Raw genomic sequence first — 26,547 nt, 5'->3', positions numbered from 1 at the left:
CCAGGGTGAAGGAGGCACGCCGAGGGAGGCAGGACCGATGCCGACCGCGTCTCTCAGTTGCCCCGCCTGCGGATCATCGGACGTCGCCGTGGTGCTCGGCGACAATGGAGGGGTTTCCTACGTGTGCACGGCCTGCGGCCACACCTGGAGCTGACGGATGGGCGCGCACAGCAGGAAATGCGACTGGTGCGGCAGCGGCACGCCCGTGGTGCGCGACATGGAACCCGCGAACGAGCGCTACCAGTACTGGTGTGAGGACTGCGCGCGGGCGCTGATCATACGCGGCGATCCCATCGAGACCTACCGCGAGCTGGACGGCGAGCCCATCTACGGACGGCTGCTCGACGAGCACTGCACCCTCAAGCGCTTCTACTCCTTCGCCACGGCCTGAAGTTCGCTCCGCGCCCGCACCACCCGCGCGCCCGGGTAGGGGCCTGCCCGCCCGGCTGCGCGCACGGCCACCGCCGCCGCGAGTGCGAGGAAGGCCGCACCCGTCAGCGGGTAGACGGCCGAGAGCAGCATCTCCCCGGCACCCTGCCGGAGTTCCAGCCGCTCGGCCCGGTCGGGGCTGTGCGGCACCCACCACAGGGCGTACGTGCAGAACACCGCCGCGCAGGCCGCCGTACCCCACCACCACCGGTCGTCGCGGCGGTGCAGCGCCTCGGCGCCCAGCAGAACGGCGACCGGCACGCACCACACCCAGTGGTGCGACCAGGAGACCGGGCTGACCAGCAGCGCCGTGAGCGCGCAGGCCGTCCCCGCCCAGGCGCGCGACCGCGGCAGCAGGGAGCCGGCGAGCAGCGCCGCCACCGCCACGGCCAGCCCCGCCACCGCCACGGCCACCGACAGCGCGGTCGCCGCCGCACCCGGATCGCCGGTGTGCAGGGCGCGGGCCAGCATGCCGTGCAGCGACTGGTTCGCGGTGTCCTCGGCGTTTCCCACGCGGTCCGCGCGGAACAGGATCTCCGTCCAGAAGCGGAGCGAGTCGCCCGGCAGCACGGTGGCGGCCAGTCCGGCCGTCCCGAGGAAGGTGCCGGTGGCGACCGTCGCCTGCCGCAGGTGCGCGTTCCACGCCCCCGCGAGTGCCGTGCGGACGGCTGCCGGTCCTCCCCCGCGGACGGGCCCGCTCAGCCCCGTCCCGCCCTGTCGGCGCCAGGCTTCCACCACGCCCGCCAGCGCCAGCAGCACGACGAACAGCGCCGGGGTGAGCTTCACCCCCGCCGCCACGCCGATGCCGATTCCCGCCCAGCGGTGCCCGGAGCGCCGTGACAGGTCCCACAGCACGAGGGCCGCCAGCAGCAGGTTGACCTGCCCGTAGCGCAAGGTGGTCCACACCGGTTCGCACCACACGGCGAGGGCGGAGACCGCCAGGGCCGCGGCCGTCGTCGGCGCGCTCAGCGGGCGGCCCGTCAGCCGCAGCGAGAGGTGCACCACCAGGACCAGCAGCACCAGGTTCGCCGCCGTGGCGACGGTCCGCAGGGTGCCGGCCTCCAGCAGGGCCAGCGGCACGAACAGCAGGGCGGCGAACGGCGGGTAGGTCGCCGGCAGCTCGGCGTGAGTGGTGCGCAGGGCGTACAGGTCCTCGCCGCGCAGCACCGCCTCGCCCTGCGCGCGGTAGACCATCACGTCGATCAGCGAGACGTCCGCCGCCCGTTGCGCCGTCCAGAACAGGGCGAAGGACGCCAGGCACAGCAGACCGCTCGCGAGGAGGGGGCGACGCAGCGGGTACACGGCGGACGACGGTACCGCCCTTCAGAGCCTCCCCGGCGCCACGCCCGCGGGCCGAGAACCGATTTGGCGGATCACCACGTGGGCCGTGTACAGTAGGCATCGCCGTCGCGGGGATACCGCAGGAGATCTGCTCACATCTCGCGCGTCGGACCAGACTCGGGGCTATAGCTCAGTTGGTAGAGCGCTTGCATGGCATGCAAGAGGTCAGGAGTTCAATTCTCCTTAGCTCCACACACAGGCGACGGGCCGTCTCGCAGAGGCGGCCCTTTTCGCTGTTCCCCCTGCGTACCCCTGCGCCGCCGGCGTCCCCGTCCGTCGACCGGCGCTTCCCGCGCCTCGTCCGGATGCCCGAATCGCACCGGAAGCCCCTTGTGCCGTGCGGTATCCTGTGCGCATGCGTGCCGTACGCCTTCTGCTTAGCCGGCCGCGCTGATCAGTCCCGACCCCCAGGGCCGTGGTGGAAACGGCAGGGTCGGAATCGGCGCGGCGTCCCCTCCTGTGCGAGGGGATTTTTCGTTTCCTGAGCAGAGACGACCGATGGAGCTTTGAGGACGATGAGCGAGACCACGACCGCAGCCGCACAGAACACGGCTCCCCATCGCTACACGGCGGCGCTGGCCGCCGACATCGAGGCACGCTGGCAGGACTTCTGGGACAAGCAGGGGACGTACGAGGCCCCCAACCCCGGTGGCGGCGCGCTGGGCGGCGACGAGGAGACCGTCGCCCGGCCCGAGAAGTTCATCATGGACATGTTCCCGTACCCGTCGGGTGCCGGTCTGCACGTCGGCCACCCGCTGGGCTACATCGCCACCGACGTCTTCGCCCGCTACCAGCGGATGACCGGCCACAACGTCCTGCACACGCTGGGCTTCGACGCCTTCGGGCTGCCCGCCGAGCAGTACGCCGTGCAGACCGGCACCCACCCGCGCGTCTCCACCGAAGCCAACATCGTCAACATGAAGGCCCAGCTGCGCCGCCTGGGCCTGGGCCACGACCAGCGCCGGTCGTTCGCCACCATCGAGCCGTCCTACTACAAGTGGACGCAGTGGATCTTCCTGCAGATCTTCAACTCCTGGTACGACACGGAGGCGCAGCGGGCCCGCCCGATCGCCGACCTGGTCGACGAGTTCGCGTCCGGCCGGCGTCCCACGCCCGAGGGACGCGCGCCCTGGGCCGAACTGGACGCCGCCGGGCGCGCCGATCTGCTGGGCGCGTACCGGCTGGCCTACGCCTCCGACGCCCCGGTCAACTGGTGCCCGGGTCTGGGCACCGTGCTGGCCAACGAGGAGGTCACCGCCGAGGGCCGTTCCGAGCGCGGCAACTTCCCCGTCTTCAAGGCGAAGCTGCGCCAGTGGAACATGCGCATCACCGCCTACGCGGAGCGGCTGCTGGACGACCTGGACGGCCTGGACTGGCCGGAGGCCATCAAGCTGCAGCAGCGCAACTGGATCGGCCGCAGCGAGGGCGCCCGCGTCGACTTCCCCGTCGACACCGCGCACGGCGAGGAACACGCGGCGATCACCGTCTTCACCACCCGTCAGGACACGCTGTTCGGTGCGACGTACATGGTGCTGGCGCCCGAGCACGACCTGGTGTCGGGCGAGGGCCACGCCGCCTCCGTCGTCCCGGACGCCTGGCCCGAGGGCACGCGTGAGGCGTGGACCGGCGGCCACGCCACCCCAGCCGAGGCCGTCGAGGCCTACCGCGCGCAGGCCGCCGGCAAGTCCGACGTGGAGCGGCAGGCCGAGGCGAAGGACAAGACCGGCGTCTTCACCGGCGCGTTCGCGACGAACCCGGTCAGCGGTGAGCGCGTGCCGGTGTTCATCGCCGACTACGTGCTGATGGGCTACGGCACCGGCGCCATCATGGCCGTCCCCGCCCACGACAGCCGGGACTTCGCCTTCGCCCGGGCCTTCGAACTGCCCATGCGCTGCGTCGTCGAGCCCACCGACGGGCGCGGCACCGACCCGGCGACCTGGGACGACGCGTTCGTCTCCTACGACGCCGCGCTGGTGAACTCCTCCGGCCCGCGCGTGGCCCTGGACGGTCTGGGCGTGACCGAGGCCAAGGCGAAGATCACCGGGTGGCTGGCCGAGCAGGGCATCGGCGAGGGCACCGTCAACTACCGACTGCGCGACTGGCTGTTCAGCCGGCAGCGGTACTGGGGCGAGCCGTTCCCGATCGTCTACGACGAGGACGGCATCGCGCACGCGCTGCCCGAGTCGATGCTGCCGCTGGAGCTGCCGGAGGTCGAGGACTACGCGCCGCGCACCTTCGACGCGGACGACGCCGACACCGTGCCGGAGACCCCGCTGTCCCGGAACGAGGACTGGGTGCACGTCACCCTGGACCTGGGCGACGGCCGCGGCCCGCGCCGCTACCGGCGCGAGACCAACACCATGCCCAACTGGGCCGGTTCCTGCTGGTACGAGCTGCGCTACCTGGACCCGCACAACGACCAGAAGCTGGTCGACCCGGCCGTCGAGCGGTACTGGATGGGCCCGCGCGAGGGCATGCCCACCGGCGGCGTCGACCTGTACGTGGGCGGCGCCGAACACGCCGTGCTGCACCTGCTGTACGCCCGTTTCTGGTCCAAGGTGCTGTTCGACCTGGGCCACGTCTCGTCCGCCGAGCCGTTCCACAAGCTGTACAACCAGGGCATGATCCAGGCCTACGTCTACCGCGACGCGCGCGGCATCGCCGTGCCTGCCGCCGAGGTCGAGGAGCAGGAGGGGGCCTACTGGTACCAGGGCGAGAAGGTCTCCCGGCTGCTGGGCAAGATGGGCAAGTCGCTGAAGAACGCGGTGACCCCGGACGAGATCTGCGCCGAGTACGGCGCCGACACGCTGCGCCTGTACGAGATGGCGATGGGCCCGCTGGACGTCTCCCGGCCGTGGGACACCCGCGCCGTCGTCGGCCAGTACCGCCTGCTGCAGCGCCTGTGGCGGAACGTCGTGGACGAGACGACGGGCGAGGTCGTCGTCACCGACGACGAGCCCGACGAGGACACCCTGCGCGCCCTGCACAAGGCGATCGACGGAGTCCGCCAGGACCTGTCCGACCTGCGGTTCAACACCGCCATCGCCAAGGTCACCGAGCTGAACAACCACGTCACCAAGGTGGCGCGGGTGCCGCGGTCGGTCGCCGAGCACCTGGTGCTGCTGGTCGCCCCGCTGGCACCGCACGTCGCCGAGGAGCTGTGGCACCGGCTGGGCCACGAGGGCAGCGTCGTCCACGCGGACTTCCCCGTCGCCGACCCGGCGTACGTGGTCGACGAGACGGTGACCTGCGTCGTCCAGGTCAAGGGCAAGGTCAAGGCCCGCCTGGAGGTCTCGCCCTCCGTCACCGAAGCCGACCTGGAGGCAGCGGCACTGGCCGAACCGGCGATCGTCTCCGCGCTGGACGGTGCGGGCATCCGGAAGGTCATCGTCCGGGCCCCGAAGCTGGTCAACATCGTCCCGGCCTGATCCGGCGCGGCGCCTGCCGCCCGCCCCCACCGTCGTCCCGGACGGGGTGGGGGCGGTGCGGGGCGCGCTCACCGTCCCGTCCGCCGTCAGGAACCACCTACCGCACCCCGCCCGTTTACGCTGAAGGGGAGCCGCACCACCACACCCGGCCCCCATCAACCGTCGGCGCACCCCGAAGGAGCAAGGCGTGGAGTTCGTCATCTGGGCCCTGGTCGTCCTCTTCGTCCTCTTCACCGCCCTCGGCGTGATCGTCACCCTCAAGACCGCCCGCGCCGTCCGCCGCGGCGTGGAGCGTACGAGCGCCCAGGTCCGCCGTACCGTCGAGGACACCACGCTGAAGGCGCGCACCGCCCAGCCGGGCCCGGTCGGTGAGGCCGCCCGGCTCCGGCTGGAGCTGCGCACGTCGCTCGACAGCACCCGCGCCGCGCTGACCTCGGGAGCCTCCGACGACCCGGCGCTCCGGGAGGCGGCCGCGCTGCTCGACCAGCTCCAGGGTCACGCCCAGCGGCTCGACGGCGAGCTGCGCCTTCTCATGGAGCGCGAACCCGACCGCGAGCGCATCGCCGCCCGGCTGCCGGACGCGCGGGAGCGCGCGGCGGCGCTGAAGAAGTCCGCCGACTCGCTCCGCTTCGCTGCCCAGGACCGTGCCCGCCAGTACGACGACGACGGCCTCGACGCGCTCCGCGAGCAGATCGAGATCGAGTCCGGGGCGCTTCGCGGCTTCCGTGACGCACCCCTGCCCCTGGGCGGAGCCGTGGATGCCGGGGTGCAGCCCGCCGAAGTGCACGGTCCCCCCGCCGCCCCGGAGCCGGCGCGCCTGGAGAAGCCGGACTCCCAGGAGCAGAACTCCCCGCAGAAGCCGCACTGGCCGGAGCCGCAGCACGCCGAGAAGTCCGCGCCCGAGCAGCACTGGTCGGACGCACAGACGCTTCCCGGCGTCGACCGGGACGGCCCGCAGAACCCGCGGTGAGCGACGGCGTGAGTACGCGGGAGGGCGAACCACCGGGCCGGTGCCACACGTCGGCCCGCGCCGGCGCTAGCCTCCCCGGCATGGCCCGTCATGTCGCTGTCGTCACCGACTCCACGGCGTACCTGCCCCCGGAGCTGCTGGAGAAGCACCACATCACCGCGGTACCGCTGACGGTCGTCCTCGACGGGGAGGCGCTGGAGGAGGGCACGGAGATCTCCGCGCCGGCCCTCGCGGAGGCCCTGCGCAAGCACCGGCCGGTCACCACCTCCCGGCCCAGCCCGGAAACCTTCGCCGCCACCTACCGCGCCCTCGCCGAATCCCAGCCCGGGCTGGACGGCATCGTGTCGCTGCACCTGTCCGCGGAGGTGTCGGGCACCTACGACGCGGCCGTGCTGGCCGCCCGGGACGCGCCGGTGCCGGTGCGCGTGGTCGACACCGGCATGGTCGCGATGGCGCTGGGCTTCTGCGCCCTGGCCGCGGCCGAGACCGCCGAGGCGGGCGGGACACCGGACGACGCGGCGGCGGCGGCCGGGAAACGCGCCGAGGGGACGGCGGCGTACTTCTACGTCGACACGCTCGACTACCTGCGGCGCGGCGGCCGCATCGGCGCCGCGCAGGCGCTGTTCGGGTCCGCGCTGGCCGTCAAGCCGCTGCTGGAGCTGGCGGACGGCCGCATCGGCATGCTGGAGAAGGTGCGCACCGCGTCCCGGGCCATCGCCCGGCTCGAGGAGATCGCCGTCGAGCACTCGGGGGACGCCCAGGTCGACATGGCCGTCCACCACCTGGCGGCTCCCGAGCGCGCGGACCAGCTCGCCCAGCGGCTCCGCGAGCGTGTCCCGGGCCTGACCGACCTGCACGTCAGCGAGGTGGGCGCGGTGATCGGCGCCCACACCGGCCCCGGCCTCCTCGGCGTCGTACTCTCCCGCCGCTGAGATGATCTGTTCCCGGACCCGCCGCCCCACGTGCGCTGCACCCGGCGGCGGGGCGACGTCGAGAGCTTCAGGGGGCCGTGAGCCGTGATGAGCCCCGCCCCCGACGGCCCCTCGACGCTCGACCTCGCGTCGGCGCTGCCGCATGGGTACCGCGCTCGCCCCTCAACTGCCGAGGACGTCGATGCCCTCTGTCACCTGGTGGGGGCGTGTGAGCGGGAAATCCAGGGCCGGGTGCAGTGCGACCCCGGGCTCGTCGCCGCCGAGCTCGCACGGCCGGGCCTCGTCCCGGAGCTGGACACCCGTGTCGTCCATGACCCGTCAGGAGCACTGGTCGCCCGTGCGTGGGTGAACCGGCGCTCAGCGGTGGACGTGCACCCCCGGCACCGCGGACGCGGTCTCGGAGCTGCGTTGTTGGACTGGGCCGATGCCCGGGCCGTCCAAGCAGGCAGCGACTACATCGTCCAGACCGTGCCCGACGACGATGCGGAGGCTGTCGCGCTGCTGCGCTCCCGCGGATATCAACGGATGGTGACGGAGTGGCTCCTCGCGTTCGACATGCCGGATGAGCCTGCGGTCCCAGAACCTCCCGAGGGCGTCAGCGTCCGACCCTTCCCCTCCGGCGACCAGCGTGCGGCGTACGAACTCATCCAGGACGCTTTCGACGAATGGCAGCAGCGGCGGATGCCCTACCAGGAGTGGGTCCAGCACACCGTCGAACGACCCTCGTTCGCTCCTGCCATGTCGGCGCTCGCCTTCGCGGGAGACCAACTGGTGGGTGCTGTCGTCTCATTGGACCTGACGGACACGGGCGACGGCTACATCGAGCAGGTCGCCGTACGCCGTGATCACCGAGGCCGAGGGATCGCCCGCCTCCTGCTGCGGCACGCGTTTCGAGCCTTCCACCGGCACGGTCGACGGACCTGCACCCTCGGGACGCACTCCGAGACCGGCGCGCTCACGCCGTACCTGCGCATGGGGATGCAGGTGCGCCACCAGTCCACGGTCTACCGAAAGAGCCTCAGAGCAACGTAACCCCTGGCGGGACGCCCCCGCTGGGGTGACGAAGTTGTCCACAACTTGGGTGTCGTCCACCGGAATCGGCCGTATCCGTCGCGAACGTCCCGCGCCTTCTAGCGTCCTGTGGCATGACGACTCGAAGCCGCCACGACAGCCGCGGTCCGGGGCGAGGGGGCCGGCACCGCTCGCGTGCCGGCGGCCGCTCCGGACCACCGCACCCCACCGACCTGTCCGTCCGCCGCCGCGCGGACACCCTGCTGTCGCCGATCGGCGGCAGGTCGCTGCCCGAGGTGCCCTCGCCGAGGAAACCCCCGGACGACGCCCCGCCACCGCCGTGGCCCGCGCGCTCCCGGGCATGCCGGGGCGCCCGCGTCGTCCGCCGGGCGACCACCGCCACCTCCACACCTCCCGGTAACGGGGCTGCCGCTCTCGCGCCCCCGTTGCCCCGGCCCGTCGCGATCGCCGTCGCCCGTGCGGCCGTGGCCGCCGCCCGGGAGCGCGGCCGTGCCCCGGAACCGCCTGCCCGGCCCGACGCCGCTCCACCCGTCGCCCCGGACGCCGGTCAACGCGCCCCGGAGGCCGGTCCGCACACCACGGACGCCGGTCCGCACACCCCGGAGGCCGGTCCGCACACCACGGACGCGGACCCGCCGACCCGGCGTGCCGCGCCCGACCGTTCCGGAGCCGACGACCCGGAGGTCCCGGCAGCGGTATCTCCGTCGTTCGCGGGGCGGTTGCGGGAGGCGCTCCTCGAACGTCTCCCGCTGTGGGTGCAACTCCGCTGCGCCGTCGAGCCCAAGACGCTCGCCGCACTGGGGCTCGTGCTCCTCGTCGCCCTCGGCTTCGCCGTCCACCACTTCCTTTCCGGCCGTCCCCAGACCGTCGCCGCACCGCGAGCCGCCGCCGCGGCCGAGCCGTTGCCGCCGCCGTCCGCCTCACCGGACGGGGCCTCCTCCGGCGTCGGCGGTCCGGTCGTCGTGGACGTCGTGGGTGACGTCCGGGAGCCCGGGGTCCACCGGCTGCCGCGAGGATCGCGCGTCGCGGACGCCCTGAAAGCGGCCGGGGGAGTCCGGCCGGGCACCGACCCGAAGCAGCTCGGCGGGCTCAACCAGGCGCGGCGGCTGGTCGACGGCGAGCAGATCCTGGTCGGCGAGCCCGCCGCCCGCGCCGTCGGCGGGCCGGTGCCCGCTCCCGCGGCCGGTGTGCCCCCGGGCGCAGGCGCGACACCCGCCCGCATCAGCCTGAGCTCCGCCACCACCGAACAACTGGAGACGCTGCCCGGGGTCGGCCCCGTGCTGGCCGGCCACATCGTCGACTACCGGACCGAGCACGGGGGTTTCACCTCGATCGACCAGCTCCGCGAGGTGGACGGCATCGGCCCCGCCCGCTTCGCGGACCTCCGACCCCGGGTCGGGCCGTGACGCGGGGAACCGCCGCCGGTACCGCTCGCAGTCCCGCGCACCGGGCGTCCCGCAACCCGCTGGGTGCCGCAGACCCCCGCCAGGAGGGCCCACCCGACCTCCGGCTCCTGCCACCCGCCCTCGCCGCATGGGCGGCGGCCGCCCTCGCCCCGGCACTCCCCGGCACGGCGACCGCGCTCGGCGCCGCCGCCCTCTGCGGACTCCTCGCCACCGTCCTCCTCCGTCCGCGCCGCCGCCCGGCCACCCCGCACCGGCACCTGCGTCACGGCAACCGGCTCGCCCTCGCCCTCACCCTGGTCTGCGCGGCGGCCGGGGCCGCCTCCGCCACGCTCCACGCCGCGGACGCCCGCCGCGGCCCCCTCCCCGAGCTGGCGGCCGACTACTCCCACGCCACCGTCGAGTTGACGGTGACCGGAGACCCGCACCGCACGGACGCCCGGGTCCACGGCACCCGGCGCGTCCCCGGCGTCCTCGTCGTGCCGGTCGACGTCACCCGGGTGTCGGCCCCCGCGGCGCCCGACCCCGTCGCCGTGCGGACCCCGGCGCTCCTGCTGGTCGACGGCGACGACGGCACCGCCTCCGGCTGGCGCCGGCTGCTGCCCTCCACCGGCCTCCGCGCCGAGGTGCGTCTGGCCCCGCCGCGCGCCTCGGCGGGCGGGCGGGACATCGCGGCCGTCCTCCGCACGGGAGGCGCCGAACCACCCACCGTCGTACGGCCGCCGACCGCCCTGCAACGCTTCGCAGGCGACCTGCGCGCCGGTCTCCGCCGCGCCACGGACCGTCTCGCCCCCGACCCCCGGGCGCTGCTTCCCGGCCTCGTCGTCGGCGACACCTCCCGCATCCCCGACGACCTCGACGCCGCCTTCCACGCCACCGACATGCTGCACCTGCTCGCCGTCAGCGGAGGAAACCTGACCGTCCTGCTGGTCCTGCTCATCGGACCGCCGGGCAGAGCCGGCCTCGCGGAACGTCGCGGCCTCGCGCCCCGGCTCGGCATCCCCCTGCGGGTCACCGCCGTACTCGCCGCCCTGGTCGTGCTCGGCTTCGTCCTCGTGTGCCGTCCCCAGCCCAGCGTGCTGCGGGCAGCCGCCTGCGGCCTGATCACCATCCTGGCCATCGGCACCGGCCGCCGGCGTTCCCTGCTTCCCGCCCTCGCCGCCGCCGTCCTTCTCCTCGTGCTCCACGACCCGCGGCTCGCGCGTGATCCCGGTTTCCTGCTCTCCGTTCTCGCGACCGGCTCGCTCCTCACTCTCGCCCCGCGCTGGAGCCGTGCACTGCGTCGCCGCGGGGTTCCGGGACGGCCGGCCGAAGCCCTCGCCGCGGCCGCCGCCGCACAGGCGGTCTGCGCGCCCGTCGTCGCCGTGCTCGCCGCCCACGTCAGCCTGGTCGCCGTTCCCTGCAACCTGCTCGCCGAGTTCGTCGTCGCTCCCGCCACCGTCCTCGGCTTCGCGGCGCTCCTGACCGCGCCGCTCTCGCCCGCCCTCGCCGAAGGGCTGGCCTGGCTCGGCGGCTGGCCGACCGCGGCGATCGCCCGCATCGCCCGGACCGGCGCGTCCGTGCCCGGAGCCACCGTGCCCTGGCCCGACACCTGGCCGGGAGCACTCCTCCTGAGCCTGCTCGTCCTGGCCCTCGCGGTCCTGGCACGCCGCCTGCCGGGCCGTCCCTGGCTCTGCGCCGCCGTCGCCCTGCTCCTCCTGGCGGCGCTCGCCCGCCCCGCCCCGCTCACCCGCACCCTGTCCGGATGGCCACCGCCGTACTGGCGGCTGGTGATGTGCGACGTCGGTCAGGGCGACGCCGTCGTCCTCGCGGGGGGCGACGGGACCGCCGTCCTCGTCGACGCCGGACCCGACCCCGACGCGGTGGACGCGTGCCTGACCACGCTCGGCGTGACCGCCATCCCGCTCCTCGTCCTGACCCACTTCCACGCCGACCACGTCGCCGGACTCCCCGGCGCGCTGCGCGGCCGCGAGGTCGGCGCCATCCAGGCCACCCATGTGCAGCAACCCGCCGGCCAGGCCGCGTTCGTGCACCGCGTCGCGGGACGGGCGGGAGTGCCGCTGGTGCGTGCCCCGGCGGGCGAGCGACGCACCCTCGGCGTGCTCTCCTGGGAGGTGCTGTGGCCACTCGCGGGGCCGCGGCACACCGGCGCCCCGGCGGAGGGGGAGGACGAGGACGTGGCCAACAACGCCAGCCTCACGCTGCTGGTCCGCGTCGCCGGGCTCACGGTCCTGCTCCCCGGCGACCTCGAACCCCCGGCCCAGCGCCGCCTGCTGGAGACCCGCCCCGGCCTCGGCCCGGTGGACGTCCTCAAGGTCGCTCACCACGGCTCCGCCTACCAGGACCCGGCGCTCCTCGCCCGCCTCGCCCCGCGGATCGCCCTGGTGTCCGCCGGCGCCGGGAACCCGTACGGCCACCCCGCGCCGCAGACTCTCCGTCTGCTGCACCGCCACGGCGCCCTGGTGCGCCGCACGGACACCTCCGGGGCGCTCGCCGTCGCCGTCATGCCGGACGGCACCCCGTCCGTCACCTCGGCCCGCGCACCTCCGGTGCGGTCAGTCCGCCGGGACCGTCCACAGGCCGTCGCGCATCAGGTGGCGCCCCGTCAGCTCGTGCTCGCCGTGGAACGCCTGCACGTCCGTCGGGGTGACGCGGAAGTACAGATAGGGCGAGCCGGGCCGCTTGGCGCGGCGCGGGTCCCAGCCGCAGCGTGCGGCGAACGCGTCGGCGTCCGCCGGGTCCACCTCGTCCAGCGAGAACGCCTCCACGGACCCGTCGATGAGCACCACGTCCCGGGTGTCGCCGAACGAGATCCGGACCGCGGACGTCTCCAGGAGGTTGCGCCCGGTGGGGTTGGCGCCCCGTGTGGACAGCCACACCGCGTCACCGTCCCAGTGCACGGACAGCGGCACCAGGCACGGCACGCCCCGGGGGTTGGCCGTGGCCACCCAGACGTCCTCCTCCGTGCGCAGACGTTCCAGTACCGCCTCTCTGCGCTGGTCGGCCGGGCGGGGTGCGGGGCGTGTCGTCGTCATGACCGGCACCGTAGGGATGGCGTGTGCCGCGCCACATCGGGCGGCGGCCCGAGCCGCTCTCCGCCCCGGGGCCTACTCCCGTTCGCGCCAGCCCTCGTACTCCTCGGCGAGCAGGGCCAGCGCCTCCGCGTCGTAGGAGCCGTCGCCGTCCTCCAGGACGACCAGCCACTGGGCGTCCTCCGCGTCGTCCTCGCCCGCCAGCGCCTCCCGCACGAGCTGCGGCTCGTCCGGGCCGGCGCCGAAGCGCTCGGTCAGTGCGTCGGCGACCTCCTCGGCGGCGTCGCGGTCGGGAAGGACCAGGATGTGTCGTACGTGCTGCGTCACCCGGTCATTGTCCGGGAACCTGGGGAACGCCGGAGAGGAGGGGCGGGCGCTGTCGGTGGGGCGTGGGATGCTGGTGGGCGATGGCCGGTACCCGTAAGAAGACGTCCGAAGACCCGCTCGCGCCCGTCACGGTGGCCGTGGGGCAGGAGGAACTGCTCCTGGACCGCGCCGTGCAGCAGGTGGTGACCGCGGCCCGCGCCGCCGACCCCGACACCGACGTGCGCGACCTGACGTCCCCCGAGCTCCAGCCGGGCACGCTGGCGGAGCTGACGAGCCCGTCCCTGTTCGCGGAGCGCAAGGTCGTGGTGGTGCGGTCCGCGCAGGACCTGGCGGCGGACAGCGTCAAGGACGTCAAGGCGTACCTCGCCTCGCCGGCCGAGGAGATCACCCTCGTTCTGCTGCACGCGGGCGGCCCCAAGGGGAAGGGCCTGCTGGACGCCGCCCGCAAGGCCGGCGCTCGCGAGGTGGCCTGCGCGAAGCTCACCAAGCCCGCCGACCGACTCGCCTTCGTCCGCGCCGAGTTCCGCACCGCCGGCCGTTCGGCGACGCCCGAGGCGTGCCAGGCGCTGGTCGACGCGATCGGCAGCGACCTGCGCGAGCTGGCCTCCGCCTGCGCGCAGCTGGCCGCCGATGTCGAGGGCGCCATCGACGAGGTGGTCGTCGCCCGCTACTACACCGGCCGCGCGGAGGCGTCCAGCTTCACCGTGGCCGACCGCGCGGTCGAGGGACGCACGGCGGAGGCGCTGGAGGCGCTGCGCTGGTCGCTGGCGACCGGCGTGGCCCCGGTGCTGATCAGCAGCGCCCTCGCACAGGGTGTGCGGTCGATCGGCAAGCTGGCGTCGGCGCCGCGCGGCATGCGCCCCGGCGACCTCGCCCGCGAGCTGGGCATGCCGCCGTGGAAGATCGACCGGGTGCGCCAGCAGATGCGCGGCTGGTCCGCGGACGGCGTCTCCTCGGCGCTGCGCGCCGTCGCCGCGGCCGACGCGGGTGTGAAGGGCGGCGGCGACGACCCGGAGTACGCCCTGGAACAGGCCGTCATCGCCGTCTCCCGCGCCGCCCGCTCCCGCTGACACCGCGGGCGAGGCCGCTCTCCCGCCGACCCGCGCTCGTCCCGTCGGCCCCCCGCGCACGCCGAAGCCCCCGTCCGTGGCCTGGGGAAAGGCCGTGGACGGGGGCTTCGGTGCGATCTTTGTGGTGCGCCGCACCCGCGTGGCGAACGCAGGCCGCGTGCGGCGCGGTGCCGAGTCTCGGTTCCGGTACGCGGCGGAGTGAGAGGGCCCGCCGGGGCCGTACCGGTCCGTCGAAGCGGTCCGACCGAGAAGAGGTCAGCCCTTGAGGGACGCGACCTTCTGCGCGAGCGCCGACTTCTTGTTGGCGGCGTTGTTCTTGTGCAGGACACCCTTGCTGGCGGCCTTGTCGAGCTTGCGCGAGGCGACGCGGGCGGCCTCGGTGGCCTTCTCGAGGTCACCGGCGGCCACGGCCTCGCGGGTGCGACGGATCGCGGTCTTCAGCTCGGACTTGACCGCCTTGTTGCGCTGGCGGGCCTTCTCGTTGGTCTTGATCCGCTTGATCTGGGACTTGATGTTCGCCACGAATGAGCCTTTGCGGGTTCAGTACGGTCTTCTGGGTGTGTCCGACGTGCACGAGCATGCACGCAGGCACAGCGGCCCAGGCTACCAGCAGCGGCCCGGCCCGCCGAATCGCCCGCCGCCGTACGCCCGCCGGGCCCGCGTACGGGCGCGTACGGCCGCCGGTGCCGTCCGCACGGCATGTGCATGGGACGATGGGGGCGACTAGCGTTCTCCGAAGCGACGAAGCCGACTCTTATCCAGACCCGACAGGACCCTGCGTGCCCGCGACCCCATCGAACGTGCCGGAGCCGAGCCGTACCGACCCGGCGCTGATCCGCAACTTCTGCATCATCGCGCACATCGACCACGGCAAGTCGACCCTCGCCGACCGCATGCTCCAGCTGACGGGCATCGTCGAGGAGCGCCAGATGCGCGCCCAGTACCTCGACCGGATGGACATCGAGCGTGAGCGCGGCATCACGATCAAGTCCCAGGCCGTACGGCTGCCGTGGAAGCCGACGGAGGAGGCGGACGCAGCCGCCGCCCCGCACATCCTGAACATGATCGACACCCCGGGCCACGTCGACTTCACCTACGAGGTGTCCCGTTCCCTCGCCGCCTGCGAGGGCTGCGTCCTGCTGGTCGACGCCGCCCAGGGCATCGAGGCCCAGACCCTCGCCAACCTCTACCTGGCGATGGAGCACGACCTCACGATCATCCCGGTGCTCAACAAGATCGACCTGCCCGCCGCGCAGCCGGAGAAGTTCGCGGCCGAGCTGGCGCACCTCATCGGCTGTGAGCCCGAGGACGTCCTCAAGGTCTCCGCGAAGACCGGCGAGGGCGTCGGGGCCCTGCTGGACGAGGTCGTGCGCCAGGTTCCGGCCCCGGTCGGCGTGGCGGACGCGCCCGCCCGCGCGATGATCTTCGACTCCGTCTACGACGCCTACCGCGGCGTCGTCACCTACGTGAAGGTCGTCGACGGCAAGCTCGGACGGCGCGAGCGCATCCGGATGATGTCCACCGGCGCGACCCACGAGTTGCTGGAGATCGGCACCAACGCGCCGGAGATGACGGCGGCCGACGGTCTCGGCGTCGGCGAGGTCGGTTACCTGATCACCGGTGTGAAGGACGTCCGCCAGTCGAAGGTCGGCGACACCGTCACCCAGCAGAACAAGGGCGCCGAGGAGCCGCTGGCGGGCTACAAGGACCCCAAGCCGATGGTGTTCTCCGGCCTGTACCCGCTGGACGGTTCGGACTACCCGGAACTGCGCGAGGCCCTGCACAAGCTGCAGCTCAACGACGCCGCGCTGAGCTTCGAGCCGGAGACCTCCGCTGCGCTCGGCTTCGGCTTCCGCGTGGGCTTCCTGGGGCTGCTGCACCTGGAGGTGATCCGGGAGCGGCTGGAGCGCGAGTTCAACCTCGACCTGATCGCCACCGCGCCCAACGTGATCTACCAGGTGCGGATGGAGGACGGTACCGAGCACACCGTCACCAACCCCACCGAGTTCCCCGTCGGCAAGATCGCCGAGGTGGAGGAGCCGATGGTCAGGGCCACGCTACTGGCCCCCAGCGAGTTCGTCGGGGCGATCATGGAGCTGTGCCAGGCGCGGCGCGGCAACCTCCAGGGCATGGACTACCTCTCCGAGGACCGCGTCGAACTGCGCTACACGCTGCCGCTGGCCGAGATCGTCTTCGACTTCTTCGACGCGCTGAAGTCCAAGACCCGCGGCTACGCCTCGCTCGACTACGAGCCGACCGGCGAGCAGGTCGCCGACCTGGTCAAGGTCGACATCCTCCTCCAGGGCGACAAGGTCGACGCCTTCTCCGCGATCGTGCACAAGGACAAGGCGTACTCCTACGGTGTGCGCATGGCGACCAAGCTGCGCGAGCTGATCCCCCGCCAGCAGTTCGAGGTGCCCATCCAGGCGGCCGTCGGCTCCCGGGTGATCGCCCGCGAGACGGTGCGCGCCATCCGCAAGGACGTCCTCGCCAAGTGCTACGGCGGTGACATCTCCCGTAAGCGGAAGCTGCTGGAGAAGCAGAAGGAGGGCAAGAAGCGGATGAAGGTCGTGGGCCGGGTCGAGGTCCCGCAGGAGGCCTTCATCGCCGCCCTGTCCTCCGACGAGAGTGGCGACTCGAAGGCGAAGAAGTAGCCGCGCGCGCCGGTCGTGACGACCGGCGCCGCCCGTTCCCCTTCACGGCGTGCCTCCGGGCGCGCCGTGAAGCGTGTGGCGATCATGTGAGAGCCCGCCCGTTCCGCCGCGCCCTCGGTCACGCTCCGGTATCGACACGACCCCGGACCCCTTACGCGGGAGGTCCGTGGCGCTTAGTCTGAGCGCGTCTCCCCGGTTACTCGCGAGTCACAAGGGAGAGTCACCGAGCATGTACTTCACGCGCGCCCGGAGGATGTCGTGAGCGACACACAGCCCTTGATCGAGAACCGGCCGCCCTCCGTGGCGACGCTCTTCCTGGAGCGGGTGCAGGCCACCCCCGACGCGGAGGCGTACCGCTACCCCGTGCCGGCCGCCGGCGGCCCGGACGAGTGGCGGTCCTACAGCTGGGGTGAGGCGGCCGACCGCGTCTTCTCCGTCGCCGCCGGCCTCGCGGCCCTCGGCGTGCGCCCCGAGGAGCGCGTCGCGATCGCCTCCAACACCCGCGTGGACTGGATCCTGAGCGACCTCGCGATCCTCTGCTCCGGCGCGGCCACCACCACCGTCTACCCGAGCACGAACGCGGAGGAGACGGCGTACATCCTCGCCGACTCCTCCAGCCGCGTGCTGATCGCCGAGGATGCCTCCCAGCTCGCCAAGGCGCGGGAGAAGCGGAGCGAACTGCCCGAGCTGAGCCACGTCGTGGTGATCGAGGAGGCGGACGCCGTGTCCGCCGAAGGGGACCCGGAGGACTGGGTCCTCTCCCTCTCCGAACTCGCCCGTCGCGGACGCGTCTACCTGGACACCCACCCCGAGTGCGTCAAGGAGACGGTCGCCGCGCTGCGCGCCGACCAGCTCGCCACCCTCATCTACACCTCCGGCACCACCGGCAAGCCCAAGGGCGTACGGCTGCCGCACGACTGCTGGTCGTACATGGCCAAGGCCATCGCCCAGACCGGGCTGGTCACCCAGGACGACGTGCAGTACCTGTGGCTACCGCTGGCGCACGTCTTCGGCAAGGTGCTGACCGCCGCGCAGGTCGAGGTCGGTCACGTCACGGCCGTCGACGGCCGGATCGACAAGATCATCGAGAACCTGCCGGTGGTGCAGCCCAGCTACATGGCCGCCGTGCCGCGCATCTTCGAGAAGGTCTACAACGGCGTGGCCGCCAAGGCGAAGGCGGGCAGCCCCGTCAAGTACAAGATCTTCCTGTGGGCCGCCGGCGTGGCCCGCGAGTACGGGAAGGTCACCCAGGACAACTTCCGCCGCACCGGCGTCGCCTCCGCCCCGGTGGGCCTCAAGGCGAAGCACGCGGTCGCCGACAAGCTGGTCTACGCCAAGATCCGGGAGGCTTTCGGCGGCAACCTGCGCGCCTGCATCTCCGGCTCGGCCGCCCTCGCCCCCGACATCGGCTACTTCTTCTCGGGCGCCGGGATCCACATCCTCGAGGGCTACGGCCTCACCGAGTCCAGTGCGGCCAGCTTCGTCAACCCCGGCGAGGCCTACCGCACCGGCACCGTCGGCAAGCCCTTGCCCGGCACGGAGGTCCGCATCGCCGACGACGGCGAGATCCTGCTGCGCGGCCCCGGCATCATGGAGGGCTACCACCAGCTGCCCGACAAGACCGCCGAGGTGCTGGAGGAGGACGGCTGGTTCCACACCGGCGACATCGGCGAACTCTCCACCGACGGCTACCTCCGCATCACCGACCGCAAGAAGGACCTGATCAAGACCTCCGGCGGCAAGTACATCGCGCCCGCCGAGGTCGAGGGCCAGTTCAAGGCGATCTGCCCGTACGTCTCCAACATCCTGGTGCACGGCGCCGACCGGAACTTCTGCACGGCCCTCATCGCCCTCGACGAGGTGTCGCTGATGCAGTGGGCCGGCGATCAGGACGGGCTGAAGGACAGGCCGTACAGCGAGGTCGTCGCCTCCGAGCAGGTCCGGAAGATGGTCGAGGACTACGTCGAGCAGCTCAACTCCGGCCTCCAGCGCTGGCAGACGATCAAGAAGTTCCGCATCCTGCCGCGGGACCTGGACGTCGAGCACGGCGAGCTGACGCCCAGCCTCAAGCTGAAGCGGCCCGCCGTGGAGCGTGAGTTCGGTCACCTCATCGAGGAGATGTACGCCGGGTCGCGCGAGGCCTGACCCGGCCCGCCCCGGCGGGCGGCACGGGCTCGGGGACGGGAACGCGGCGCGGGCGGGCCACAATGGCCCCATGCCCTCCGCACTCCCCGACGGCGAGCCCGTGCCGCACGACGGCACGCTGCCGGCCTCCGCGACCGCCGGTGCGGCCGACCGTCCGCTCGGCTTCTACCTGCACGTCCCGTACTGCGCGACCCGCTGCGGCTACTGCGACTTCAACACCTACACCGCGAACGAGCTGCGCGGCTCCGGCGGCGCCCTCGCCTCCCGCGAGAACTACGCCGACAGCCTCGCCGAGGAGATCCGCCTCGCGCGCAAGGTGCTCGGTGACGACCCCCGCCCCGCGGAGACCGTCTTCGTCGGCGGTGGCACGCCCACGCTCCTCCCGGCCGCCGACCTGGGCCGGATGCTGGCGGCGGTCCGGGACGCATTCGGCCTCGCCGACGGTGCGGAGATCACCACCGAGGCCAACCCGGAGTCGGTCGACGCCCGCTACCTCGCCGAACTGCGGGAGGCCGGCTTCAACCGGATCTCCTTCGGCATGCAGAGCGCGCGGCAGCACGTGCTGCGCGTCCTGGACCGCAGCCACACTCTGGGCCGTCCGGAGGCGTGCGTCGCCGAGGCCCGCGCCGCCGGGTTCGACCACGTCAACCTCGACCTGATCTACGGCACGCCGGGCGAGACCGACGACGACTGGCGGGCCTCCCTGGACGCGGCGATCGGTGCCGGACCCGACCACGTGTCGGCGTACGCGCTCATCGTCGAGGAGGGTACGCAGCTCGCCCGCCGGATCCGGCGCGGCGAGGTGCCGACGACCGACGACGACGTGCACGCCGACCGCTACCTCATCGCCGAGGAGGCGCTGACGGCAGCCGGGTTCGCCTGGTACGAGGTCTCCAACTGGGCGGCCTCGGAGCCCGGGAGGTGCCGCCACAACGAGCTGTACTGGACCGGTGCCGACTGGTGGGGTGCGGGCCCCGGCGCGCACAGCCACGTCGGCGGCGTGCGCTGGTGGAACGTGAAGCACCCCGGTGCGTACGCCCAGGCGCTGGGGGAGTCCCGGTCGCCCGGTGCGGGGCGCGAAGTGCTCGACGCGGAGGACCGGCGCGTCGAACGCATCCTGCTGGAGCTGCGGCTCGCGGCGGGATGCCCGCTCGGGCTCCTCACCCCCGCCGGGCTGGCCGGCGCGCGCCGCGCGCTGGACGACGGCCTCCTCCAGCCCGGCCCCTACGCCGCCGGCAGCGCCGTCCTCACCCTCCGGGGGCGCCTCCTCGCGGACGCGGTCGTCCGCGCCCTCACGGACTGACCTCTCGGGCCGGGCGGCAGCCCGCCCGCTGCCCGCTCGCCCGGAGCGTTCGGCGTCCGCGCTGCGCCTCCCGCACGGGGGACGCCTCCCGCCCGGCGTGGCGGCGGTCGGTCGTGGCGCGAGCGAGGTGCCGAGGAGTCACCCGGACGGCTGGGGGCAAGGTGCCCCGCGCCCCGGGCCGGGCGAGCATGCCAGACATGGGCCGACAGACCGCCGGCACGCCCTCCGGGGCACGCCGTACCGGGAGCCTGGGGCTGACCCTGGCCGCCATGCTCTTCGCCGTGTCGATGACCTTCATCGACCAGACGATCGTGGCCATCGCGGCCCCCGAGATCTCCGACGAGCTGTCGCTGTCGTCGTCCGGCGTGCAGTGGATCGTCAACGCCTATCTCCTCTCCCTCGCGGCCTTCTTCGCGCTCGGCGGCAGGCTGTCCGACCTCTACGGTCACCGTCGCGTCATGCTGATCGGCACGGTCCTGTTCGTCGTGTCCTCGGCGCTGTGCGGCTTCGTCCCCGACGACTCCTTCGCCCAGGTGTGGCTGGTGTGCTTCCGCGCCACGCAGGGCCTGGGCGCGGCGCTGATGTTCCCGGCCGCCCTCGCGGTCGTGGTCGCCGTCTTCCCCCTGGAGCGCCGCGGCAGCGCGCTCGCGCTGTTCTTCGGGCTGTCCGGCGGCCTGACCGCCGTGGGCCCGATCCTCGGCGGCTGGCTGACCTCGTGGACGTGGCGGGCGATCTTCTGGGTGAACATCCCCGTCGCCCTGATCGCCATCGTGCTCACGCTGCTCGCCCGCATCCGCGACGAACCGCGTCGCGAGACACTCGACGTGACCGGCGCCGTCCTCGTGGCTGCGGGCATGGGCCTGAGCGTCCTGGGGCTGATGCAGGCGTCCGCGTGGGGCTGGAGCAGCGTCGCCACCTGGGCGTGCATCGCCGGCGGGCTGCTGATCCTGGCACTGTTCGTCCGCGTGGAACTGCGCACCACGCGTCATCCGCTCATCACCATGGCGGTGTTCCGGGACCGGGCGTTCGTCGCGGACAACCTGGTGCTGTTCTTCGCGATGACCGCGTTCGTGCCGGTGTTCTTCTTCGCCTCGGTCTATGCGCAGGTGTCGCTCAGTGCGTCACCGAACGAGGCGGGGATCTACATGCTGGTGTTCTTCGCCGGCTTCGGTGTGGCGTCCCAGCTGGGCGGCCGGATGCTCGACACCCGGGGCGCCAAGCACCCCATGCTCCTGGGGACCGCGCTGGGCGCCGCCGGGTTCGCGCTGTGGGCGCACCGTGCGACCGAGCTGTCGCTGAACGACCAGTGGCCGTACATCGTGATGGCCGGCGCGGGCATCGGGTTCCTGCTGTCGCCCGCCTCGACGGACGCCGTGAACCGGGCCCTCTCCGCCTCGTACGGCGAGGTCACCGGCATCACGCAGACCCTGCGCAACTTCGCGGCCGCCGTCGGGCTGGCGGTCTTCGGCACCGTGCTCACCCATGTCACGACGGACCGGGTGCTGGACACCTTCGAGCGCCGCGGTTTCACGGGGGAGCGGTCCGCCGAGGTCGCGCGTCGCGTGGCGGAGTCCGTCACGGGCCACGGCGACGAGTCGGAGCCCGGCGGCAGCGGCGCGGTGTCGTCGTTCATGCGGGAGACGATGGACGCCGTGCGCATGGACTTCGCCGAGGCCACCCAGGTCGTGTTCGCCTGCATGGCCGGGGCGATGGCTCTCGCCTTCCTCTGCGCCCACCTGCATCCCGGTGGCCGGGTCGGTGACCGCGAGGACCCAGCCCGTCACTCGAACAAGTGAACCGACCGGTGGTGGCATGCGCCGTCGTGCTGCGGTGATTACTGTGAGTGCACTACCGGGAGGGGAGGTTCTAGAATGACCGTCGTGGACGACCGGGTGATAGAGCTCTTCGAGCGACTCGAGGTACCGGAGGGATACAAGGCAGAGCTGTTGCGGGGGGAAATCGTGATGATGGCCGGGCCCGACTGGGTCCACAACGTGATCGTTCAGGCCGTCGCCGATCAGATCCCGGCGGACAGGTGGCACCGGCTCCAGACCCAGGACATCGCCATTCCGGGCGAGGCGAGTGAACCGGAACCCGACCTCGTGGTGCACGAGCGTGGAGCCTTCGAAGGGCCGGGCAGGCTGGTGCCCGCCCCGGCGCTGACCTTGGTGGTCGAAGTCGTCTCCAGGACGAGCGTGGACCGCGACTACCGGGTGAAGCGGTCGATGTACGCGGCGGGGCGGATCCCCGCCTACCTGCTGATCGACCCGCTGGCCGGCCGCTGCGTGCTGTTCACCGAACCGGCGGGCGAGGGTGAGGCGGCCGACTACCGGGTGGAGCGGACGACGAAGTTCGGCGAACCGATGCCGGTGGACGTGCTGGGCGTCTCCCTCGAGACCGTCGAGTTCCGGACCCTGACCTGAGCCGGTCACGTCAGTGGGGTCAGCCGCCGATCGGGCCGCCCACGGTGACGTGGTCGATGAGGTGTTCCACCGGGCCGAGCAGGCCCGGGTCCAGGTCGCGGTAGGAGTGGACGGCGCCGAGGATGCGCCGCCACGCGGCCCCGGTGTTCGCCGGCCAGCCCAGCGCCTCGCACACGCCCGTCTTCCAGTCCTGCCCGCGCGGCACCCGCGGCCAGGCGTCGATGCCGAGCGCCGCGGGCTTGACCGCCTCCCAGATGTCGACGAACGGGTGGCCCACCACCAGCACCCGTTCCGCGCCCCACGTCGCGGTCACGTCCGCCGCGATCCGGGACTCCTTCGACCCGGGCACCAGGTGGTCGACGAGCACGCCCAGCCGTGCGTCGGAGGTGGGGCCGAAGAGGTCCACGATTCCGGCCAGGTGGTCGACGCCCTCCAGGTACTCGACCACCACGCCCTCGACGCGCAGGTCGTCGCCCCAGACCTTCTCCACCAGTTCCGCGTCGTGCCGCCCCTCCACATAGAGCCGTCCGGCCCGTGCGACGCGGGCCCGTGCACCCGGCACGGCGACCGAGCCGGAAGCCGTGCGCCCGGCGGCGGCAGGCGCCGCGGGGGCGACGGACGCGGGCCGCACCAGGGTGACGACCTCTCCCTCCAGCAGGAAGCCGCGCGGCTCCATCGGGAACACGCGGTGCTTGCCGAACCGGTCCTCCAGCGTCACCGTCGGCCCTTGCGCCGTCTTCTCGCACCGGACCACCGCGCCGCAGAAGCCGGTCCCGGCCTCCTCCACGACGAGGTCCGGGTCGGCGGGCACCTCGGGCACCGCGGCCGTGCGGCGCTTCCAGGGCGGGGTGAGGTCGGGGTCGTACCGGCGGCTGCGCATCCGCCCATTCTGGCCGCAGGCGTCACGGCCGGGCGAAACGCCGTGCCAGTGCGTCGCGTTGGGCGCGGACGAACGCCGCCTCGACCACCGCACCGTGCCCCGGCACGTACACCGCGTCCTCGCCGCCGAGGGACAGCAGCCGGTCCAGTGCGGCGGGCCAGCGGGCCGGCAGGGCGTCCGGCCCGGCCTGCGGTTCTCCGGACTCCTCCACCAGGTCGCCGCAGAACACCACCTCCCGCGCGCCGGGCTCGCGCCCCGGCACCAGCACGGCCAGGTCGTGGCCGGTGTGGCCGGGCCCCACGTTGGCGAGCAGCACCTGTCGTCCGCCGCCGAGGGACAGTGTCAGTTCCCCGCTCACCGCGTGCTGGGGCAGCACCAGGGCGTCCGTGGCCTGCGCCGCGGCGGCCGGGTCCAGGCCGTGCCGCACCGCGTCCCGCTGGATCGCCTCCCGGTCGTGCCGCAGGACGCGCTCCAGCCCCACCGCGCCGTACACCTGCACGCCCGCGAAGGCGGCGGTGCCCAGCACGTGGTCGAAGTGCGCGTGGGTGAGCGCGACCCGGGCCACCGGCAGCCCGAGCCGTTCGCGCACCGCCGTACGGACCGCAGCGCCCTCGGCCAGACTGGAGCCGGTGTCGACCACGAGCGCTCCCTCCGCACCCGCCACGGCGCCCACCGTGGCGTCCCACCGCGGCAGCCGCGCGCGCAGCACGCCCGGCGCGAGCTCTTCCCAACCGATGTCCATGTCTTCCGACGCTAACGGGGCGCACCCCGCGTCCTCGCGCCGACCCGCTCCCGACCGCCACGGAATCGCCACCGAACCGCAGTGGAGCCGCCCTTGCCCCGGCCACGTCCCCCGGCCGTACACTTGCTGGGAAACCGCTGGCACTCGACCAAGGAGAGTGCCAGGCCAGCAGCGGCCGGGCAGCACGGCGGACGGCCCTGGGACGGAGGTGTGCGCGTGCTCAGTGAACGCAGACTCGAGGTGCTGCGCGCCATCGTCCAGGACTACGTCGGCACCGAGGAGCCCGTCGGCTCGAAGGCGCTCACGGAGCGGCACAACCTGAAGGTCTCCCCGGCGACCGTGCGCAACGACATGTCGGCGCTCGAGGACGAGGGCTACATCGCGCAGCCGCACACCAGCGCCGGACGCATCCCCACCGACAAGGGCTACCGGCTCTTCGTCGACCAGTTGGCGGGCGTCAAGCCGCTGTCCTCGCCGGAGCGCCGCGCGATCCACAACTTCCTCGACGGCGCCGTCGACCTGGACGACGTCGTCGGCCGCACCGTGCGGCTGCTCGCGCAGCTCACCCGGCAGGTCGCGGTGGTGCAGTACCCGTCGCTGACCCGCTCGACGGTGCGGCACGTGGAGCTGCTGGCCCTCGCGCCGGCCCGCCTGATGCTGGTGCTGATCACCGACACCGGACGTGTCGAGCAGCGCATGGTCGACTGTCCCGCGCCGATCGGCGAGAACACCGTCGCCGACCTGCGCGCACGGCTCAACGGCCGCACCGCCGGCCAGCGCTTCACCGACGTGCCCCGGCTGGTGCAGGACCTCCCCGACTCCTTCGACGCGGACGACCGCGGCACCGTCTCCACCGTTCTCGCCACCCTGCTGGAGACGCTGGTCGAGGAGACCGAGGAGCGGCTGATGATCGGCGGCACCGCCAATCTCACCCGCTTCGGCCACGACTTCCCGCTCACCATCCGGCCCGTGCTGGAGGCGCTGGAGGAGCAGGTCGTCCTGCTGAAGCTGCTCGGCGAGGCCACCGACTCGGGCATGACCGTGCGAATCGGTCACGAGAACGCTCACGAGGGGCTGAGTTCCACATCCGTGGTTTCGGTCGGTTACGGTTCGGGCGACGAGGCGGTCGCCAAGCTCGGCGTGGTGGGGCCGACCCGGATGGACTACCCCGGAACGATGGGAGCGGTACGCGCAGTGGCACGTTACGTCGGACAGATCCTGGCGGAGAGCTAAGTGGCGACGGACTACTACTCCGTCCTCGGCGTGCAGCGCGACGCCTCGCAGGACGAGATCAAGAAGGCCTTCCGCAGGCTGGCGCGCGAACTGCACCCGGACGTGAACCCGGACCCGAAGACGCAGGACCGGTTCAAGGAGATCAACACCGCGTACGAGGTGCTCTCCGACCCGCAGAAGAAGCAGGTCTACGACCTCGGCGGCGACCCGGCGGGTCCCGGCGGCGGCGCGGGCGGCTTCGGCGGCGGTGGCTTCGGCAACTTCTCCGACATCATGGACGCCTTCTTCGGCACGGCGTCCCAGCGCGGCCCGCGCTCGCGCACCCGGCGCGGCCAGGACGCGATGATCCGGCTGGACATCGACCTGAACGAGGCCGCGTTCGGCACCACCAAGGAGATCCAGGTCGACACCGCCACCGTGTGCGGCAGCTGCTCCGGCGAGGGTGCCGCACCGGGCACGTCGGCGCAGACCTGCGACATGTGCCGCGGCCGCGGCGAGGTCTCGCAGGTGACCCGCTCCTTCCTCGGCCAGGTCATGACCTCGCGCCCGTGCCCGCAGTGCCAGGGCTTCGGCACGGTCGTGCCCACGCCGTGCCCCGAGTGCGCCGGCGACGGCCGGGTGCGCTCGCGGCGCACCCTCACGGTCAAGATCCCGGCCGGCGTCGACAACGGCACGCGCATCCAGCTCGCCGGCGAGGGCGAGGTCGGCCCGGGCGGCGGTCCGGCAGGCGACCTCTACGTCGAGATCCACGAGACCCCGCACTCGGTCTTCCAGCGCCGCGGCGACGACCTGCACTGCACGGTCACCATCCCGATGACGGCGGCCGCTCTCGGCACGAAGGTGCCGCTGGAGACGCTGGACGGCATGGACGAGATCGACATCCGGCCCGGCACCCAGTCCGGCCAGTCGATCCCGCTGCACGAGCGCGGCATCACGCACCTGCGCGGCGGCGGCCGCGGCCAGCTCATCGTCCACGTCGAGGTGACGACGCCGAGCAAGCTGGATCCGGAGCAGGAGGACCTGCTGCGGCGCCTGGCGACGCTGCGCGGCGAGGAACGTCCCCAGGGCCAGTTCCAGCCGGGGCAGCAGGGCCTCTTCCACCGCCTCAAGGACGCGTTCAACGGCCGTTGACCCCGCCGGGTCGCACGCCCGCCCGCCGGGTGGGCGTGCGACCGCCGCCCCCGCCCGGGGTGGCGTACGGGG

The 26,547-nt window shown here is 73.1% G+C and carries 20 protein-coding genes, 1 tRNA gene and 1 pseudogene; 16 read left to right on the top strand and 6 right to left on the bottom strand.

The window, feature by feature from the left end; translation table 11 throughout:
• The first annotated feature begins 217 nt into the window (after positions 1–217).
• Positions 218–391, top strand: a complete 174-nt coding sequence (locus tag RM572_RS01795) for a hypothetical protein (protein ID WP_247597743.1) — start codon at positions 218–220, stop codon at positions 389–391.
• Here the strand turns inward: RM572_RS01795 and RM572_RS01790 are convergent.
• A complete protein-coding gene (locus RM572_RS01790) occupies positions 370–1,731 on the bottom strand; it encodes a glycosyltransferase 87 family protein (protein WP_311671476.1) in 1,362 nt (453 codons plus the stop codon). The two genes, RM572_RS01795 and RM572_RS01790, sit on opposite strands and share 22 nt — an antisense overlap.
• A gap of 158 nt (positions 1,732–1,889) precedes the next feature.
• On the opposite strand from RM572_RS01790, the gene RM572_RS01785 reads away from it, so the two are divergent.
• The 7 genes and pseudogenes from RM572_RS01785 to RM572_RS01755 form a co-directional block, all read left to right on the top strand.
• Positions 1,890–1,962, top strand: a tRNA-Ala gene (locus tag RM572_RS01785).
• A gap of 323 nt (positions 1,963–2,285) precedes the next feature.
• Positions 2,286–5,198, top strand: a complete 2,913-nt coding sequence (locus tag RM572_RS01780) for a leucine--tRNA ligase (protein WP_311671475.1) — start codon at positions 2,286–2,288, stop codon at positions 5,196–5,198.
• Between the two features lie 187 nt (positions 5,199–5,385).
• Positions 5,386–6,168: a cation:proton antiporter gene (locus RM572_RS01775; protein WP_311671474.1), complete on the top strand. Its 783-nt coding sequence runs from the start codon at positions 5,386–5,388 to the stop codon at positions 6,166–6,168.
• A gap of 80 nt (positions 6,169–6,248) precedes the next feature.
• Positions 6,249–7,100, top strand: coding sequence for a DegV family protein (locus RM572_RS01770; protein WP_311671473.1), 852 nt, complete (start codon positions 6,249–6,251; stop codon positions 7,098–7,100).
• A gap of 87 nt (positions 7,101–7,187) precedes the next feature.
• Positions 7,188–8,132 (top strand): GNAT family N-acetyltransferase, encoded by a 945-nt coding sequence (locus tag RM572_RS01765; protein ID WP_311671472.1) that lies wholly within the window; start codon positions 7,188–7,190, stop codon positions 8,130–8,132.
• Positions 8,133–8,245: 113 nt separating this feature from the next.
• Positions 8,246–9,538 carry a ComEA family DNA-binding protein gene (locus RM572_RS01760; RefSeq protein WP_311671471.1) on the top strand — a complete coding sequence of 431 codons (1,293 nt, stop codon included), beginning with the start codon at positions 8,246–8,248 and terminating at the stop codon, positions 9,536–9,538.
• Positions 9,535–12,036, top strand: a pseudogene (locus RM572_RS01755) (ComEC/Rec2 family competence protein); the annotation flags it as partial. The gene RM572_RS01760 and the pseudogene RM572_RS01755, both read left to right, overlap by 4 nt.
• Positions 12,037–12,090: 54 nt before the next feature.
• On the opposite strand, the gene RM572_RS01750 reads toward RM572_RS01755, so the two are convergent.
• Together RM572_RS01750 and RM572_RS01745 are read right to left on the bottom strand one after the other, a co-directional pair.
• On the bottom strand, positions 12,091–12,570 hold the full coding sequence (locus RM572_RS01750; protein WP_311671470.1) for a pyridoxamine 5'-phosphate oxidase family protein: 480 nt from the start codon (positions 12,568–12,570) through the stop codon (positions 12,091–12,093).
• Between the two features lie 72 nt (positions 12,571–12,642).
• Positions 12,643–12,894 carry a hypothetical protein gene (locus RM572_RS01745; RefSeq protein WP_311671469.1) on the bottom strand — a complete coding sequence of 84 codons (252 nt, stop codon included), beginning with the start codon at positions 12,892–12,894 and terminating at the stop codon, positions 12,643–12,645.
• 80 nt (positions 12,895–12,974) lie between these two features.
• On the opposite strand from RM572_RS01745, the gene holA reads away from it, so the two are divergent.
• Positions 12,975–13,964 (top strand): DNA polymerase III subunit delta, encoded by a 990-nt coding sequence (holA, locus tag RM572_RS01740; protein ID WP_311671468.1) that lies wholly within the window; start codon positions 12,975–12,977, stop codon positions 13,962–13,964.
• Positions 13,965–14,219: 255 nt separating this feature from the next.
• Here holA and rpsT read toward each other — a convergent pair whose 3' ends face one another.
• Entirely contained in the window at positions 14,220–14,486 is a 267-nt protein-coding gene (gene rpsT / locus RM572_RS01735; protein WP_027763728.1) for a 30S ribosomal protein S20, read from the bottom strand.
• A gap of 257 nt (positions 14,487–14,743) precedes the next feature.
• Between rpsT and lepA the strand changes: the two genes are divergently transcribed.
• The 5 genes from lepA to RM572_RS01710 all read left to right on the top strand — a co-directional run bounded on the left by lepA (position 14,744) and on the right by RM572_RS01710 (position 22,489).
• Positions 14,744–16,618 (top strand): translation elongation factor 4, encoded by a 1,875-nt coding sequence (lepA, locus tag RM572_RS01730; RefSeq protein WP_311671467.1) that lies wholly within the window; start codon positions 14,744–14,746, stop codon positions 16,616–16,618.
• 258 nt (positions 16,619–16,876) lie between these two features.
• Positions 16,877–18,763, top strand: coding sequence for an AMP-dependent synthetase/ligase (locus tag RM572_RS01725; RefSeq protein ID WP_311671466.1), 1,887 nt, complete (start codon positions 16,877–16,879; stop codon positions 18,761–18,763).
• 70 nt (positions 18,764–18,833) lie between these two features.
• Complete coding sequence (gene hemW, locus RM572_RS01720; RefSeq protein WP_311671465.1) at positions 18,834–20,066, top strand: radical SAM family heme chaperone HemW; 1,233 nt, start codon at positions 18,834–18,836, stop codon at positions 20,064–20,066.
• 197 nt (positions 20,067–20,263) lie between these two features.
• A complete protein-coding gene (locus RM572_RS01715; RefSeq protein WP_394813489.1) occupies positions 20,264–21,862 on the top strand; it encodes an MFS transporter in 1,599 nt (532 codons plus the stop codon).
• Between the two features lie 75 nt (positions 21,863–21,937).
• Entirely contained in the window at positions 21,938–22,489 is a 552-nt protein-coding gene (locus tag RM572_RS01710; protein ID WP_311671464.1) for a Uma2 family endonuclease, read from the top strand.
• 19 nt (positions 22,490–22,508) lie between these two features.
• On the opposite strand, the gene RM572_RS01705 is transcribed toward RM572_RS01710, so the two are convergent.
• On the bottom strand, positions 22,509–23,369 hold the full coding sequence (locus tag RM572_RS01705) for a DUF3097 domain-containing protein (protein WP_311671463.1): 861 nt from the start codon (positions 23,367–23,369) through the stop codon (positions 22,509–22,511).
• A 22-nt stretch (positions 23,370–23,391) separates the two neighbouring features.
• Positions 23,392–24,111, bottom strand: a complete 720-nt coding sequence (locus RM572_RS01700; protein WP_311671462.1) for an MBL fold metallo-hydrolase — start codon at positions 24,109–24,111, stop codon at positions 23,392–23,394.
• A 216-nt stretch (positions 24,112–24,327) separates the two neighbouring features.
• Between RM572_RS01700 and hrcA the strand changes: the two genes are divergently transcribed.
• Complete coding sequence (gene hrcA, locus RM572_RS01695) at positions 24,328–25,344, top strand: heat-inducible transcriptional repressor HrcA (RefSeq protein WP_027763735.1); 1,017 nt, start codon at positions 24,328–24,330, stop codon at positions 25,342–25,344.
• On the top strand, positions 25,345–26,475 hold the full coding sequence (dnaJ, locus tag RM572_RS01690) for a molecular chaperone DnaJ (RefSeq protein ID WP_311671461.1): 1,131 nt from the start codon (positions 25,345–25,347) through the stop codon (positions 26,473–26,475).
• The last annotated feature ends 72 nt before the right edge of the window (positions 26,476–26,547 follow it).

Origin of the sequence: Streptomyces hazeniae (assembly GCF_031845485.1) — a bacterium.
GTDB lineage: Bacteria > Actinomycetota > Actinomycetes > Streptomycetales > Streptomycetaceae > Streptomyces > Streptomyces hazeniae.
The sequence above is the reverse complement of the archived record's forward strand: the minus strand, read 5'-3'. Positions and strand labels throughout refer to the sequence as shown.

Coding starts and splice junctions, on each gene's coding strand:
- RM572_RS01715 (WP_394813489.1), top strand. CDS start 20,264: ATGGGCCGACAGACCGCCGGCACGCCCTCCGGGGCACGCCGTACCGGG.
- RM572_RS01750 (WP_311671470.1), bottom strand. CDS start 12,570: ATGACGACGACACGCCCCGCACCCCGCCCGGCCGACCAGCGCAGAGAG.
- RM572_RS01770 (WP_311671473.1), top strand. CDS start 6,249: ATGGCCCGTCATGTCGCTGTCGTCACCGACTCCACGGCGTACCTGCCC.
- RM572_RS01710 (WP_311671464.1), top strand. CDS start 21,938: ATGACCGTCGTGGACGACCGGGTGATAGAGCTCTTCGAGCGACTCGAG.
- RM572_RS01760 (WP_311671471.1), top strand. CDS start 8,246: ATGACGACTCGAAGCCGCCACGACAGCCGCGGTCCGGGGCGAGGGGGC.
- RM572_RS01765 (WP_311671472.1), top strand. CDS start 7,188: ATGAGCCCCGCCCCCGACGGCCCCTCGACGCTCGACCTCGCGTCGGCG.
- holA (WP_311671468.1), top strand. CDS start 12,975: ATGGCCGGTACCCGTAAGAAGACGTCCGAAGACCCGCTCGCGCCCGTC.
- RM572_RS01700 (WP_311671462.1), bottom strand. CDS start 24,111: ATGGACATCGGTTGGGAAGAGCTCGCGCCGGGCGTGCTGCGCGCGCGG.
- RM572_RS01705 (WP_311671463.1), bottom strand. CDS start 23,369: ATGCGCAGCCGCCGGTACGACCCCGACCTCACCCCGCCCTGGAAGCGC.
- RM572_RS01795 (WP_247597743.1), top strand. CDS start 218: ATGGAACCCGCGAACGAGCGCTACCAGTACTGGTGTGAGGACTGCGCG.
- hemW (WP_311671465.1), top strand. CDS start 18,834: ATGCCCTCCGCACTCCCCGACGGCGAGCCCGTGCCGCACGACGGCACG.
- RM572_RS01780 (WP_311671475.1), top strand. CDS start 2,286: ATGAGCGAGACCACGACCGCAGCCGCACAGAACACGGCTCCCCATCGC.